Origin of the sequence: Hahella sp. HNIBRBA332 (genome assembly GCF_030719035.1) — a bacterium.
Lineage (GTDB): Bacteria > Pseudomonadota > Gammaproteobacteria > Pseudomonadales > Oleiphilaceae > Hahella.
The window spans coordinates 6,692,556-6,707,606 of sequence record NZ_CP132203.1 but is presented as its reverse complement, the minus strand read 5'-3'; the positions used below and the strand labels follow the sequence as shown (position 1 = coordinate 6,707,606).

Below are 15,051 nucleotides of genomic sequence, written 5' to 3'. Positions count from 1 at the left end.
TAACCAGGCAGGGAACGAGCGCTATGGAAACGTTGGACCTGATTCAACTTGCCAGAACTTATATTTCCTACGATCAGTTTGAAAAAGCAAAATCCACGCTGACGCAACATCTGCAAGCGACCCCCAACTGCCCTCATGCACATGATCTACTATCATCGATCTCCAAGCAGAAAGAACAGGACATCGGCGTCGTTTCCTGCCCTCATGTGATCATTCCTGATTTGTTGCCTGTTGAACTCATTGATGAGCTTTTGAATGACGCAGATACACACATCGGCAAATTTGAAGAGGGCAGAGTTTTAGGCGCCGTAGACATAGCGCCAGAGGTAAGAAAGAGCTTACGCCTGAAGGATCTTGAGCTGACAAAAAAAATGGAATTATGGTTTAGGCCAATCCTTCACAGGGAGTTATCAAAATATTCTTCACAGCTGGGAATCGCCTTGTTCGAAATCAGCGAAATAGAGCTAAAGTTTTGCTGTTATCCCAACGGATCTTACTTTCACCGTCATCGCGACGATCAAGCCACTTATGGTGACGAATCAGGCAAACGCATTCCCTGCAGACGCAGAATCAGCTTCGCCTACTATTTCCATCGGCGTCCGCAAAGGTTTTCAGGAGGAGAGTTGCGGCTCTATGCGACAGATAGAAAAAACAATATCTATTCACACAACCGTATTGAGACCCTTCCTCCTCACTTCAATACAATGGTGCTATTCCCTAGCGGATTTTTTCACGAAGTACTTGAAGTCTTCGAGCCATCAGGAGACATCATGAACGGCAGATTCGCCATCAATGGCCATATTTGCGAAGCGCTTCCCTCTCAAGAGAAGACAAGTACCGCAGCGCAGGGAGCCAGTTCATGAGCGGCCTCGCCGGTTTATATCACTCCCAGAAAGTCGTCACTGAGGCGGACATGCGCGCCATGTCAGACGCCATGTCGCACCGGGGACCCGACGGGAGGAATATTTGGCGGCGGACGCAACTCGGCTTTTGCCACAATATGCTGCACACCACGCCGGAGTCTTTATTTGAGGTATTGCCTGCGCAATCAAATGACCGGCAGGTCGTGATTACTGCGGACGCCCGACTGGACAACAGAGAAGAGCTTGCCAGCGCATTGGGAATCGATCGGTACGACTTGTCCTTGCTGGGTGATAGTCACCTAGTGCTCCGGGCGTATCGTCATTGGGACTTAGCCTGTGTAAACCATTTCCTGGGCGAATTCTGCTTCGCCATTTGGGACAAAGGCAAACATCGTCTGTTTATAGCAAATGACCCAATGGGAACCCGATCTCTACTCTATTATCACTCCGCTGACCTTTTTGCTTTCGCAACAGATGTTAAGGCGCTGCTGGCTGCGCAGGGGGTGGACAAAAAGCTGGATGAAGCAGGGTTCGCAATTCTCGCATCGGGCCGCAGACGGGAAGCGCCTGAACGTACTTGCTTTGAAGGCGTAACCCGGCTTACTGGTGGCGAGCGCCTGATTGTTTACCCGCCCTCTGCCGGACAAATGGGGTGGAAAATTGAGAAAAGCAGTTACTACAGCTTTCAACCACAACCCCTTAACTTTCAGAGTCCGGAGGAAACCCTTGAGGCGTTTAGAGAGACATTCCGCCTGGCGGTGACTTGTCGAATGCGCAGCGCCTTTCCCGTCGCGACACTGCTAAGCGGCGGACTGGATTCCTCCTCTATCAGTTGCACTGCCGCTGACCAGCAGCACCGTTTCTCCCATCCCCTTTTTGCACTTTCCTCCTGCTTGACCGATCAAGATCCAGAGCAAGATGAAAGGAGATTTATTGATATCGTTGCGCGTGACAAGCAATTGCCAGTTCATTACATAACGCCTGTATCAGGTCCCGTTGCGTTACTACACCAAGTACACGACATGACCAGCCTTCCCGTGAACCTCAATCCACATATCTATACAGCGCTCTACGCCAAAGCCCAGAGCGAAGGGGCGCGCATCGTTCTGGATGGCGTAGGCGGGGAATGGGGGCCAAGCTGGACCGGCGAAGGCTATTTGCAGTATTTGCTACAACAACGGCAATGGGGAAAGCTGAAGGAAACGGTTCTTCATTTATCGAAAAACTATTCCCAATCGCCACGCAGCATAGTTCATAACGAGATTCTGGCGCCGCTGGAGCCCACCTTTCTGCGCAACATACGCCACAAAATGAAAGGCTATTTAATAGAGGAAAACAGGCCGCCGCTGGCCAGCAGATTGCAAGATCTGTATGCCGCTCCATCATCACAACCGCTATCCTCAGGCCAATCACTTCTGAACAAACGCCTGCAGGTTATCTCAAGTGGACGCACGCCAAGAGAGTGGTATTCGCCGCACTTTCACATCCGCAACACGTTTCCTTATCTGGATGTGCGGGTATTAACCTTTTGCCTGGGACTGTCAGATGAATGGTTCGTACAGAAGGGATGGCGACGTTATTTCATTCGCGCAGCGATGGAAAAAACGCTTCCTCCAGAAATTCAATGGCGTAAAGATAAAAGGCCTTTTTCGCCAAGTTATTACAGACTGATGCAAGCCGACGCTGCTGTCTATGAGAGTATTATTCACGACGTCTCTGCAACAGATCCAGTGAGAGACTATATCGACGTAGAGAGGATCAAGCGCGCCATAAAAGAACTCAATCAACGCGCCTCATGGAGACCTCACAAAGGCGTCGACTTCGCACGAAAAGTGGTGGATTTCGGAGTACAGAGCCTGGTATTCCTACGCTGGTTTCAACGCCTGTAGAGACGGGAAAAAGAGTTCCACTACAGGGCGCCCTGCAGCTCATGAGAGGTGCTTTTTAGGCCCTGCGCGTCACCGACACCTTCCATATGCGCCACAAAATCAGCACAGGCCAGCAAGGCTTGCCGATGCGTAATCACAAGCACTGTGGTCATTTTTTTCAGTGCTTGAATCGTCTCGATAATCACAGCTTCATTAACCTCATCCAAAGCGCTGCTGACTTCATCCAGGATAAGTAAAGCCGGCTTTCTCAATAACGCCCTGGCGATGGCAAGCCGCTGTTTCTCCCCTCCTGATAACAAGTCACCCCGCTCACCGATAAGCGTATCCATGCCTTGAGGCAGCTCTCTGACGAAGCTCTCCGCCGAAGCGTTCCGCAATGCTTCCCACAATTCCGCTTCCTCACACCAAGGCGCAACCCAAAGCAAGTTTTCACGCACACTCTTGTTAAACAGGAAACTTTCCTGCGTTACATAGCTAACAGAGCGGCTCCACTGCGCAATCTCTTGTTCGGTTAGTTCGGTATCATCAATGAGCACCTGTCCGGCTGACGGAGTCAGCAGTCCAGACAGAATATCCGCGGTGGTCGTCTTTCCAGAGCCGGAAGGCCCGAGCAGCGCCGTAACGCTGTTAACAGGCAAAGTGATTGAAAGGTCGCGGAGCGAATCCTGTCCTGACGTCGACGGATAGTTAAAGCACACGCCTTCGAGACGGATGCTGCGCGTGACCGTTATGAGTTTCGCCTCCCGGTTATTATCGACCAATGCCTCCTTGCCATCGCAGTTTAAGATTGCCACTACTTCAATGTACGAGGGCAGGATATTGAGTATCTGCTGATACCGATAGGACATGTCCTTTAAGATTGGCGCGAAGCGGGAAAAAAGGAAAAGCAGTACGATAAATTCAGCCGCGGGCAGCCTCACCCAGGTAATAAAGAAATAACAAAGCCCTCCCAAGCATATGGCGATAAGGATTTCATAATACAGGGCGACCATGGCGCTGAGTTTCTTGAATTGCAACAACGTCCTTCCCAGGCTTTGCGCCTGCACTTCCAGGTCGACATGCGCCCGCTTCTCCTGCCCAAAGGCTTTTACGACTTTCATCCCCTGCATATGCTCACTTACGGCGGAGAAATAGGTCTGACGCAGCGCTTTACCTTTTTCGCCATTTTGAAGGCTCAGCCGATTTAACCTGCGCGCGCCCCCATAGATCCCTCCGCCGCATGTCAGCGCGACTAGCGTCAAACCAGGGGAAGTCAGACAAGAGATCGCGCTGTATACACTCAGCACGCAACCCAAAGATACAAGCTGGGTAAGCAGGAGAGATATTTGCGAAGCTCTATCCACCTCATGATTTAAAACCTGGGCCAAATGAGAGGCTCGAAACTGAGTGAAGCGCAACCAGGGAAAAGCCAATATTTTCGCTGTCAGCCGCCCTCTCAGACTGACAGCAAGCTCAGTCTGCAATCTTGCTGCGAGTATCTGTTGAAAATATTTGATGACCGCGTGGAGCGCGATAATAGCAACGAAAATAATTAACGCTTCTGTCAGTTCCAATTTAGAACCTAACCAGCTCCACTGGGAACCTAATTCATATCCAGCATCGACTCCCGCCAGCGTCAATAGTGGAATCAGCGCCAAAACGCCAATGCCCTGGACAAAAGCGAGAACAAAGAGCAGAACCGTGAGCAGAACAACGCTGTGTTTGTCATAACGCCACGACATTGCGACGTACGAGGAGAGTCCTTCTTTAATGTCTCGTTTCAAACCACCGCCCTTTGAAATCTAATCCACCCACACCCTTTTCCTGGAAATAAAGTATCGCCAACTCCACAAAAAGGGCCGCAGCAGGTAGTAGCAAGGAAACATCCATCTGGGCAGCTTGAGAAGCGCGATATCATTAGCCGATATACGAAAAAACTGAGTTAAGTGGCGCATCAGATACTGTTTACTAAATGAAAAAAAACATAGCAGCACATACTGCTCAATAGGGCTTAGATATTTTTTGCTCTGGTTGGCATGCTCCCACCTTGAACACAGCAAGCGCGCGGGTCGACTCTTTTGCGCATGCGCCAACTGCGCCGCCGGCAATGACGAGGATAACAATTTGTGCGCCATCAGGAGCGCAGCGAGAACGGGTTGCTCCACTTTCCAGCGGCGGGCTTTCGCCACGACAGCATCTATATCGACCTGTCCGCAGGACAAGTACGCATCGATATCAGACAACCAGCTTAATCTCGCCCAACATGATCTGGCCCCATGCATCACCAGATAAATGAACTCATCTTCAGCACTCAGGCAGACATGCCCGAACTCATTTTTATAGTAGGGATAATCTCGCTCAAACAATCCTTCTCCCAGCTCAGGAAGCACATACTCGTTGTCGTCCAACCGCATATGTAGCTCAAGAAAAATATCTCGCGAAGCATTATGAAAAATGAAGTCTTTATTGCTCTTTAGATAGGCCTCCACCACAAGAGGAGATGCGCTGTCAGAGGGAGTCACTCGGCGATAACCTGCTTCCTTCAACAAACGCCCCAACACCGTAATATGCTCGCGTGGCGCCAACACGTCCAAATCGCGACACTCTCTGAGTGAGGCGTCCTGATATAACCTCGCCGACAAAGCCGGTCCTTTTAAACAAACATAGGGCAGCCTATTTTTTTGCAAAAGCCCGCCAATTCTTTCAAGTTCAGCATAGTGCTTAAGGTTACGGAATCTGGCTTCCCGCTCCATCAGGCAAATTTTTTTACTAACGCCACCTGGAATCGACTCCGCAATCGAACTTAACTTTCGCCACACTAATGGTGTAACCCGGTGCCACCTTAACTGTTGTATAAAGCATTCCCAATCCGAGCTTTCAAGTTGCAAACAGGCCTCTTTAAGGGCCGACAAAGACGCTGTGTCATGAGTCAGACACATGCGCAGCAATTGATAAGACGCATGTCTGTTTACCCTCTCTAACGCAGCAGCTGTCATACCATCACACGTTGCGCGATCTCAGGCCGCCACATCATTCGTTCATATGGGGGAGAGATGGATTCGGTGATAAACCCCAGTTTCAAATAGAGTTTTTTTGCTGCGACGTTCTGCATCAGCACGCTTAGCGTCAGCGGTGCGCAGATTTGCGTGGCGGCGGCCTGCAGGCTGCGGATAACTTCCTCTCCGAAACCTTTGCCTCGCGCTTGCGGAATAAAGGCGATATCGATGACATGCACTTCGTTATGACCGAAATCGATAGTGACCTTACCGATGCGCTCATGCTGCTTTTCAATGATGAAATACATAGCGTTGGGAAATTGCGCGCCATATCCCTGTTGTTGCGCTTTGAACTGCATGTCGATGATAGACTCGACAAAGTCGCGCTCGCCGTCTATCAGACGCAGGTCTTCTCTCGTACTGTTATGAAGTTGCTCCAGAAATGCCTTGTCGGCGCTGTTCGAAGGGCGGACAACCAGGCCCTGCCCTAATTTCACATCCTTAATTTTCATAAATCCTTGACCCCTTTTTATTAGACCGGCTCACGAAATAAACCGGGATGCGCTCTCATCCATGCAACAAGTATAGCTCGGGCCTGCGTGATGCAAGGTTGACTGAGTCATTGGATTCCCTGAGCAAAGCGTCCTATGCTGGAAAACGCCCTTTCCCAATGTGAAAAGCCGGCTGTCGTGAACGGACGCAGCCGGGTTGGCGGGAAGCCAAAGCGCGTAATCGACAAAACGGAGCCTCATGCAACAGTCGGAACTTGCTTATTGGATTGCAGAAGAGCACTTAACCTCATCCAAGATTAAAGAATATGCAAAGCGCTTCGCCGAGAATGGCCTGGTTCATCTGGATGGCTTTCTGCGGCGCGAAGTCGCCGCCAAGCTGGCTCACTTTGTCGCTCACGAAGCATCTTATTCTCCCGTGTACGGCGCATATCAAAGCGATATCAAAGTGTCCGCGGAAGAGTGAGCCGAACTCGACGAGCAGCGGCGATTTTTTCATATGTCGCGTTATCAGGGCCCCAAACCGGAATTCATGATGACGCCCGCCAGTCTCAGGTATATGAGATTTCAGCAGCGCTCAGTACAACGCCAGTTCGCCCATTACGCCGCCAGCCTGACCCCCGCCCGCCCAGGGAAATGCGTTGCCAGGATATGCTGTTAACCGCGCTGCGCGAGCAACAATACCTGCGCCCCCATACCGACAAGGGAACGGGGGTAACAAGGCATGTATGTATCGTGTTTTACTTGTCGCCGAACTGGCTGGAGGAAGATGAAGGCGGACTCAATATTCAAACTTGGCGCGGGGAGGACTTGACCTTATCCGCCCTCTTCAATCGCTGCATTATCTTCAAGCCCAACCTGCTCCACAGCGTTACGCCCTTCGCCAAGTCCGCGGCGGGAAAGGTCCGTTACAGCCAGACTATCTGGTATGCCTAGCCTGAAGTAAGCGAGCATAGAGGCCATCCAGCTTTTGGGAGATCATGCTCGCGTCCTGTGCTGAAAATACTCTGCGCTTATCCTCACTATCCCCCCGAAAAGAGCGGCTTGGGTCTTTTGAGTACTGCCCCGCTCTGCTCTTCAGAAGCTGCAATTCATCCGAAGTGAAAGACACGCCAAAGTGATCTGCGATGCGGTTCTCCACGGCATCTGGAAGCTCCGTGTAATCCACAACCAGTACCGAGCTATCCAGCGACTGCGCCATGCTGCTCATAAGCGCGCCCAATACCTCCATCTGGTAGGACAGCAATACGTCCGAAGCGGCGTCATCCACTTTCGCCACAAGATGAGACAACACAGACAAGTCTGTTGCCGCCATATGCCTTCCGGCAAGCCTTTGATGAGACGCCAGTATTTCTTCTGGCCGGCGGATGACGAACACGGATGGCGTGTCGGGATAGAGCCTGCGCAGAAGCGGCCAGAAGCCAATATCCCAGGCATTCCACTTTACAATCAGTTTCTGATCGCAACCTCCGGCGAGCCCCTGGGCCGCCAGCAGAAAACGCAGGGCTTCCGCCTTTTGACTGTCGCTCAGATCCTTATCTAACAGTAGTTCCGTCAGTGCGCTGGATTCAGAGATCACGCAATGTGCGGGCGATACGGCCAACAGGTTTGACACCAGCGTTGAGCCGCAACGGGACAGATGAAAAATGAAGCCCGCAGGCCGCACGTCGGCGAATAAGCGGGAATGCCGGATCAGATACTCAATGTGTGTGGCGGGTTTAACGATACTTCCAATAATCGAGCGCGCCCTTTGCGTAGCGATTCGCTCATCCCAAAAAGGCGCCCAGTCTCGCGCGGTCGGCGCCACGCCCCATATCACACGCTTGCGCGCGGCTTCATAGCGCACGGGCGTCCACTGGCGCAACAGCAAAGACAGATTCGGTTCGAACTCCTCACCGTTGCAGGCGATCAGCGCCGATATGAGGTCCGATTCATTCTGCGCCTCGACACGGGCATATTGTTTTAGGGTGAGAAGCAACTCATCAAACTGATGACAGGCCACACACAGGGCTAACGCCTCCTCAGATTCAAGTAACCTCGAATAGAACTCGCGACTATCCACGCAAGGCCGCCAGCGCATCCATCACTCTGGCGTTGATGGCGGAGACCCGATGGGCGCTGATTTCTTCCTCGGACGTCTCTCGAAACCACCGTTCGACGTCCTGAAAGCGCCGACTTTGATATATCGTCGCCAGGGCCTTTTCCATCGGGGCGCCCAACAGCTCAAACACCAACTGATCCAATAGCCATTCTCGGCTCCGGACCGTTTCATCCAGCTTGCCTACTTTGGCGTGCGCGGCTTTCGACCATATCCGTTTTAGGTGATAAACGCCCAACTCTCCCACTTCCGTACTATCAGGCAAAGGCAGTTCCTCCGTCGCGGGACGGCTGCGATAGGAAAACTCAAAATCCGGGAAATCATTCAAGAGGTAGCGAAAATCCAGCGTGCAGCCAGGAACCGGACGGATATTTCTCTTATATCTGGGTAACGTTAACTGTGATTGATTCTCCTGCAGGCAATGATCGCCATAAATACGGATGAACGTCGTTACCTTGAGATCCGTCATATCCTCGCCGCAGTCGGGGACTAACAGAGAGCCCATGAGACAGGAATCATCACCGGCATTAAGCGCCGCCGCCATTGAGCGATCCAGAGTAAACAGCTCTCCCAAGTGGATATTCCCGCCGCTTTCTGGAGAATGCAGCCAAGCATCCAGCTGCACAGAAGAGGGAATCAACATACCATTCGGCTTTAGAAACTGCTGCAAGTGCGAAAAGATCTTCACTTGCGGCTCCTGTTGCAGCATATGCTTCATCGTTTCCGATAACAGAATGTCATAGGATTCGCCCTCGGGAGGGGTCCAGACAGTAGCGTCAGCGCAGACAATATGTGCAACCCGATCCGAGACCTTCAGTAGAGAAATCACCTTCTGCAGCGCCTCCAGAGAGGCCTCATGGATATCCAGCAGCGTCACCCTCAGCCTGTCCGCGGGAAATAACGGCGCCAACGGAACCAATAGAAGCCCGAATGGACCGGCGCCCGCATACAGCAGCTCGACCCTGTCCTGTCGCTGCAGCACATCCTGTATCGCCTGATAGACGCCCGCCATGAATATCCGCGTGCGCTCGATATCCCATGCGCATCTACCCGCCTCCAGGGGCGAAATCGCCTTGCCGAAACCTGTCTGGGTAGAAAGGTCTTCTTTATAGCAGGATGGATAGAGATCAATTCCTGTCACTGTGGCGAGCGCACTGACCAGTGCATCCAGGTGAGGTTTGGCGTCGCCGGCGAAGGTCGCGCCCAGCAACTTTTGCGTCGCATCAATAATGGCCTCAGCGCTTATGGGATCATTGGCTCCAGCATCAGTCATCATTGCATTCCTTTTTATGTGTTATTCATGATGAGTTTTTAACGCAGCGTCGCCTCCGCACAGGGAAGCGGCGTCATATTCAAATATTGCACGACACGCGGCGTCGCCGCCCTGTTGGGGCTCGCGCCGTGGGGCAGATAGTGGTGCCAGATGATCAACGAGCCCGCAGGCGCAGCGACATATTTGAGCTTCAGATGAGAGAGGTCTTGTTGATTTGGATCGGCGCCCGGAGGTAACTGCGCCATCCAGTCACGCATTTGACGGTGAAAGCCCGGCGCGCAATGAAAAGCCCCCTGATTCTCGGCGACGTCAGTAAGATAGATGAGCCCTTGCGTGCGTAATTCCGGCGCGCGGCTGAAATCCACATCCCAATGCAGCCGGGTTCCAAAAAATTGATAATGAGGCGTTTCCGGCGGATTGAAACCCGCCCGGTCAATGGAACACTGCAAACTCTCCGTTCCCCAGATATCTGCATATGCCTGACGCATTTTTTCGGAAGAACGATTGGCGTCCAGCACCGGATCACGAAACAATTGCACCATGATGTTTTGCTGCGCCTGATGCGTGCGATACCAAGTCTCAGGCCGATCCGGGCTTTTCTGCAAAAAGCGATAGATCACGTCCACGGAAGCCTGGCATTGCTTTTTATCCAGCGCGCCTTCCACCACCAGGTATCCGTTCTCACGCCAGAACGCAACTTGGCTTTCACTCAGAAATTGAGGGGCGTCGCCACACTGCGGGCCTTCCAGGATGTCCTTGTCATCCAGCCGCTGTGTGTAGGTTCCGGCCTGATGGCCGCCCAGAACTCGATTGATATCATCGATCCGCGCATTGCTTAAGCCACCGGGGTTGTGTTTCAAAACCCAGCGTTCAAACTCAGCGAAGCTCGGCTGGTCGCCGTAAAGAAACCCCAGGCACTGATCCAGCCCCACCCCCAGCAAATTCATCAGCGCCACATCCGTTCGCCATTCCTCCTGTCGAAGCCGTTCCTCCAGCTTGCCGTCTTTATTCAGGCGCGTCTTATGCCAAAGCCGCTTGAGACGGTGGACGCCAAGCTCTCCCACTTCTTCCGCAGGAGGCAGCGTTTCGCACATTAGAGTCTGTGAAGATGAATGGGATAGCGCAGCCTCTGAGCCATTATTATGGGCATAGCTCATCAAAATACCTTCCTTGACAGGTTAACAGACTGGTCGCAATTTTTTCTCGCAGCCATTCGTCCGCCACACAGTCGATAACCAGATTGACGCGATCGCAGTCTCCCCGATTGATGACGGTGTGTGTTTGATCCACATTCAAGTACCACAATTCCCCTTCCTGCATGGGAACAAGGTGATCATTCACCCAGAACTCCAGCAGCTCATGACTTTCAATGGGGACATGCAGACGGGCTTCGCCGTGCTCCAGAGAAAGTCCGTGATCGCGATGAGGTTTAATTTCCGCGCCGGGTCGCAGCCGCATCAAACGCACGGATTTAAGTGGACAGCGAAGCGCCCTCAGAAGCCCCTGCAGTCCGGGACACTGCTCCAAGACCGGCAGGTCCGCCCAGTCGTCACAGCTTTCTATGGCGAAGCCTTGCAAAATCGGATGCGCTTCACGGTAATGGGCGGGACAGCGCAACGGCATGACATCCCACTCACCGCTGTAGTCGCGCTGATTGACGTGATTTAACCAGGGTAATTCGCAAATACGTTGCAGATCGGCCTTCAAGGCGGGGAGGTCGACGCTGATATCAAGCCTGGCGAATGAAATCGGCTCTGTCATTCCCTGAGATCCTTTCTGTTTTGATCATTCGCGCCAACATCCCATGCCCTGGCGCAAACAAGAGTGTGCTCGCCTGACCGCGTCTCACCGAAAACGCAGTCAAATGACGCCTTGTGGAGATCGCTTAGCCTCCGCCATTAAGTTACGCCGGATAGCCGTAATAAGCCTCCCTGTCCGCATCCGCCAGCCCCAGTTTGGGCATGCGCGCACGATTAATTTCTGTATACAGCCAGTCGTTGAGAACGCAGTCTATTTCCAGGTAGACAGAGGCCTCTCCCCCTTCATTTTCAACCCATTGAGACAGGCCCGGATTGAAATACCAGACTTCTCCCTCCGCCATTTGCGCAGGCGTCTCATTAATACGGAAGGTCAAACTCTCACTTAAAGAAATAGGAACCTGCAAACGTACAACGTCTTCTCTCTCCAACGGGTTCAAAGACTGGTAATGATCTATCACAACGCCGGGATTCAGTCGCATGATTCTGGCGGACACCAACGGACATTGCAGGTACTCAAACACATCCCGCATCTCTCCTTTACACAATGACGCAACCACGTCAGCGCCCGGCCATGAAGAGGCGAAGCCGCTGCCGGACATTAACCCGTCTACTGGCAACGCATCCCATCCGTCGTTGAAGTTACAGGCGCTGAAATTGCCTTCCCAAAAAGCAATCAGCAGCATTTCAAGGTCACGCAATAATCCACATACGTCAAAACTCGCTGGAAGACGCGCGCAATAAGCATCAGGGACAATTAGACGACTGACTTCACTCATAATTCGACACCCCTAACCACCAGCCTGAAACAGTGAGGAGCCGCAGCAAGAGCGCATGGCTTCCGCCAGAAGCTTCTCCAAGTACTTCACAAGCTGAACAAGCATCCTATCCTTCGCCCACTTCCTCCAGAAGCTTTCAACTTGTTTAAAATATAGTCGCAACTTTTCCAAAGTGAGAAGTGGGTCATAGAAACTTTTTGTTAAAAGATTCATTAACTCGAACGCCGAGTTCAAGGTCTACGCAGAAAATAAAAAGGCATTTCTAATACAGGGGCTTACATATCGAATCAAATTGCCGTCTACCGCCACGGATCCTTACATTTCAGCGCCGATAAGCCATCGTTGACGCTGAGATGGAATAAAACGCAAATAAGCCTCGGTCGCCAGATAAAACAACTCGCACATAAAGTAATGTCCCCAAAGCCGCCCCTGCGGCGCTCTCAAGCCATCCGTTTTACTAAACCAACGCACATTTACGGCATATCGATATTAAATACCGGCCATATGGCCTACCAGGATCTTACTATTTCGTAATATTTCTTATTTTTCGCGTAAGCGGCGGGAATTTTCTCGTTTTAGGATGAGGCTACCTTAAGTTTTTCGGCCGCAATGCCGGTTAGATTTGGCGATATTGCGGATTGATCCGGAAAGCCGCGCCGCGGGCGCTTATCTCAACAGAGAAAACAACAACAGGAAACTGGCATTTATGAATAATAAGTATTTCATGAAGACTTTGCCTCTGGCGGTCTCCCTTGCGCTGGGTATCTCACAAGCACACGCTGAATTCGGCATCGGCGCCAATATCGAACTTGATACAGACATCATCGACGCTAAAGACAGCGACACCAAATTCGAACAAGGCGGCCGTATCGAAGTGAATGTGACCGGCAAAACCGAACTCAATGGTTATTTTGTGGAAGGCAAGGGATCCGGCCTGTTGAAGAAAAACGGCGACACCGCCACTGACGATATGTGGGTGAAATTCGGTAACGACACCTGGGACGTGCAGGCGGGCCGCTTTGAAGCCGTGAACCTGTTCCCTCTGGGTAAAGATACGGTTGTCGCACATGCTGGCGACGGCATGGGAGCCAGGGTCTATGAAGCCAACCTGGTGCGTGGTCGCGCAGGAGACAATGGCGGCCAGTTTGCGCTGCACGTGCGCCCCAGCTCCACGCTAAGCTTCGAGCTAGCGTCTATTTGGGGGGACTCAGATGAAAACGGCAATAACGAAGAAGTTTTTTCCGGCCTGCGTCCCAGCGTGACCTTCACCGGCGAGATGTTCAGTCTGACGGCTGGATATGAAGTACTGAAATACGATCAGGAGACGACTTCTGGCGGCGTCACTACCAAAACTGAAATCGATAAGAGCGGCTTTGGTCTGACCGGAAACATCAGATTCAGCGGAGCCAGCATCAACTTGAACGCCGCGCGCGAAGAAATTGAAGACGCCGGTTCAGATATCACCGTGACCTCATTGGGCGCGAACGTCACTTACGGCGCATTTGGTTTGGGCGCCATTCACTCCATCAGCGACACTGGCGCTAAAGACGACCCAACAGTATCAACACTGTATGTCGCGTACACATTGCCTCTGTTCAATATTGACAATGCATCCATTACCTTCGCCGGCTCCACCTCCAGCGCGGACAATCTGGCGGGCGATACCGATGACGACCTCCACAAAATAAGGACTCGCATTAACTACACTTTCTAAGAAGAAAGGCCACTCTCGTTCCTTCCTTTCTGTGTTGATTGCGCCGCTTCCACGTGCGGCGCTTTTTTGCGTTTACGCATTTTTAGCGTGAAGTTGGAGGCGGCTCCGCTTCACGCTTTTTTACGCCAGCGCTTCGGCTTTTAAGCTCGTCGTTCTTCCTACGCTCTACATCGCCGTCTACGTAGTAGTACGGAGACTCAAGGTTTTATTTCAGTAGCCCTACGCATCCCTTCAGACACAACGTGGAAGATATACTTTTCACCATTCAGCGTTTAAGGGTCGCGCCATGGTCTTCTCAAAAGCGGTCAAACTCAACGACACCATTTACGACAAGTACAAAATAAACGAGCTGGAGAACTCCTTAAGCAGCCTCCACCATATGGGAATGTTCCTGCTGCGCTCCAACAGTCAGCTGGGACGAATCATCGATTTACTGGAGGATTACCAGGACACCCAGGATCCGTTACAGATAGCCGCCTCAGTGCAGCGCGCTCTGGCCCACAGCAACCTGTCCTATGTCTTTAAAATCGCGCTACCTCAGCGGAGCTATGTTTTCAGCAGCGACTCTTTCGTCTCGTTCGCTCAGGAGAGAATTATTTCTCATCTGTCTCAGCAGGCCATTCGTATGATCCATCACGAGCACTACTGGGCCGTTATCTATCCGAACTTCACACTTTGCGTCACGCTGACGGAAGAGCAACGGGATCAATACATCGACAATCTATCGAGACTGGCCAGCGTGGTCAGTATGTTGATGGAGAAACTCAGCACAGAAACACTGGCCAGCCAGCAAAAAGAAAAGCAAAGCCAACAGAATGTCGAACGCACGCTGGATCTACTGGACGACATCATGGCCATTGAAAACACACGCAGCGGTTACACTGTCCAGATCGTCGCCGACCTGAAGTGGACTATTCAGAACGCCATTCTCAGTTTGGGATTAAGTGGAGATAAAGAACGACAGATTATGGGCGTCATCAGCCGCCTTCTGAACGAATTCGAAGAGCAACAGGCATCCTATCGGCTGATAGAAAGCTACGTGCGCACCGCCAAGAAAAGCCTGACTGAATTAACCCAACACGGGGAAACGACTAACTCTGACCAACCAACCCCGCTAACCAGCGCGAACTGAGGCTCCCTCAGCAGGAATCTGCCTCACCGCCTCGGAGTGATCTCCAGGCGGTTTTTTTAAAT

At 51.9% G+C, this 15,051-nt stretch carries 14 protein-coding genes; 6 read left to right on the top strand and 8 right to left on the bottom strand.

Annotation, left to right across the window (positions count from 1 at the left end; genetic code table 11):
- The first annotated feature begins 23 nt into the window (after positions 1-23).
- Complete coding sequence (locus tag O5O45_RS29910; RefSeq protein ID WP_305902914.1) at positions 24-863, top strand: 2OG-Fe(II) oxygenase; 840 nt, start codon at positions 24-26, stop codon at positions 861-863.
- Positions 860-2,752 carry an asparagine synthase-related protein gene (locus O5O45_RS29905; RefSeq protein WP_305902913.1) on the top strand — a complete coding sequence of 631 codons (1,893 nt, stop codon included), beginning with the start codon at positions 860-862 and terminating at the stop codon, positions 2,750-2,752. Before O5O45_RS29910 ends, O5O45_RS29905 begins: the two co-directional genes overlap by 4 nt.
- Positions 2,753-2,772: 20 nt before the next feature.
- On the opposite strand, the gene O5O45_RS29900 is transcribed toward O5O45_RS29905, so the two are convergent.
- From O5O45_RS29900 to O5O45_RS29890, 3 genes are read right to left on the bottom strand one after another with little or no spacing between them, the layout of a single operon-like run.
- Positions 2,773-4,515 carry an ABC transporter ATP-binding protein gene (locus tag O5O45_RS29900; RefSeq protein WP_305902912.1) on the bottom strand — a complete coding sequence of 581 codons (1,743 nt, stop codon included), beginning with the start codon at positions 4,513-4,515 and terminating at the stop codon, positions 2,773-2,775.
- Positions 4,516-4,533: 18 nt separating this feature from the next.
- Positions 4,534-5,670: a nucleotidyltransferase domain-containing protein gene (locus O5O45_RS29895; RefSeq protein ID WP_305906256.1), complete on the bottom strand. Its 1,137-nt coding sequence runs from the start codon at positions 5,668-5,670 to the stop codon at positions 4,534-4,536.
- 53 nt (positions 5,671-5,723) lie between these two features.
- Positions 5,724-6,239, bottom strand: a complete 516-nt coding sequence (locus O5O45_RS29890) for a GNAT family N-acetyltransferase (RefSeq protein WP_305902911.1) — start codon at positions 6,237-6,239, stop codon at positions 5,724-5,726.
- Between the two features lie 238 nt (positions 6,240-6,477).
- Between O5O45_RS29890 and O5O45_RS29885 the strand changes: the two genes are divergently transcribed.
- Together O5O45_RS29885 and O5O45_RS29880 are read left to right on the top strand one after the other, a co-directional pair.
- Positions 6,478-6,702 carry a hypothetical protein gene (locus O5O45_RS29885; RefSeq protein WP_305902910.1) on the top strand — a complete coding sequence of 75 codons (225 nt, stop codon included), beginning with the start codon at positions 6,478-6,480 and terminating at the stop codon, positions 6,700-6,702.
- A gap of 185 nt (positions 6,703-6,887) precedes the next feature.
- On the top strand, positions 6,888-7,172 hold the full coding sequence (locus O5O45_RS29880) for a 2OG-Fe(II) oxygenase (RefSeq protein ID WP_305902909.1): 285 nt from the start codon (positions 6,888-6,890) through the stop codon (positions 7,170-7,172).
- Here the strand turns inward: O5O45_RS29880 and O5O45_RS29875 are convergent.
- The 5 genes from O5O45_RS29875 to O5O45_RS29855 all read right to left on the bottom strand — a co-directional run bounded on the left by O5O45_RS29875 (position 7,156) and on the right by O5O45_RS29855 (position 12,143).
- Positions 7,156-8,298 carry a sulfotransferase family protein gene (locus O5O45_RS29875; protein WP_305902908.1) on the bottom strand — a complete coding sequence of 381 codons (1,143 nt, stop codon included), beginning with the start codon at positions 8,296-8,298 and terminating at the stop codon, positions 7,156-7,158. The genes O5O45_RS29880 and O5O45_RS29875 overlap by 17 nt on opposite strands.
- Positions 8,291-9,610, bottom strand: coding sequence for a methyltransferase domain-containing protein (locus tag O5O45_RS29870; RefSeq protein WP_305902907.1), 1,320 nt, complete (start codon positions 9,608-9,610; stop codon positions 8,291-8,293). Before O5O45_RS29870 ends, O5O45_RS29875 begins: the two co-directional genes overlap by 8 nt.
- Positions 9,611-9,645: 35 nt before the next feature.
- Positions 9,646-10,764 (bottom strand): phytanoyl-CoA dioxygenase family protein, encoded by a 1,119-nt coding sequence (locus O5O45_RS29865; protein WP_305902906.1) that lies wholly within the window; start codon positions 10,762-10,764, stop codon positions 9,646-9,648.
- Positions 10,748-11,368 carry an aspartyl/asparaginyl beta-hydroxylase domain-containing protein gene (locus O5O45_RS29860; RefSeq protein ID WP_305902905.1) on the bottom strand — a complete coding sequence of 207 codons (621 nt, stop codon included), beginning with the start codon at positions 11,366-11,368 and terminating at the stop codon, positions 10,748-10,750. The genes O5O45_RS29865 and O5O45_RS29860 overlap by 17 nt, the downstream gene beginning before the upstream one ends.
- Before the next feature lie 142 nt (positions 11,369-11,510).
- Entirely contained in the window at positions 11,511-12,143 is a 633-nt protein-coding gene (locus tag O5O45_RS29855; RefSeq protein ID WP_305902904.1) for a cupin domain-containing protein, read from the bottom strand.
- A gap of 706 nt (positions 12,144-12,849) precedes the next feature.
- Between O5O45_RS29855 and O5O45_RS29850 the strand changes: the two genes are divergently transcribed.
- Together O5O45_RS29850 and O5O45_RS29845 are read left to right on the top strand one after the other, a co-directional pair.
- Positions 12,850-13,857, top strand: coding sequence for a carbohydrate porin (locus O5O45_RS29850; RefSeq protein ID WP_305902903.1), 1,008 nt, complete (start codon positions 12,850-12,852; stop codon positions 13,855-13,857).
- A 286-nt stretch (positions 13,858-14,143) separates the two neighbouring features.
- A complete protein-coding gene (locus O5O45_RS29845) occupies positions 14,144-14,989 on the top strand; it encodes a hypothetical protein (RefSeq protein ID WP_305902902.1) in 846 nt (281 codons plus the stop codon).
- Positions 14,990-15,051: the final 62 nt, after the last annotated feature.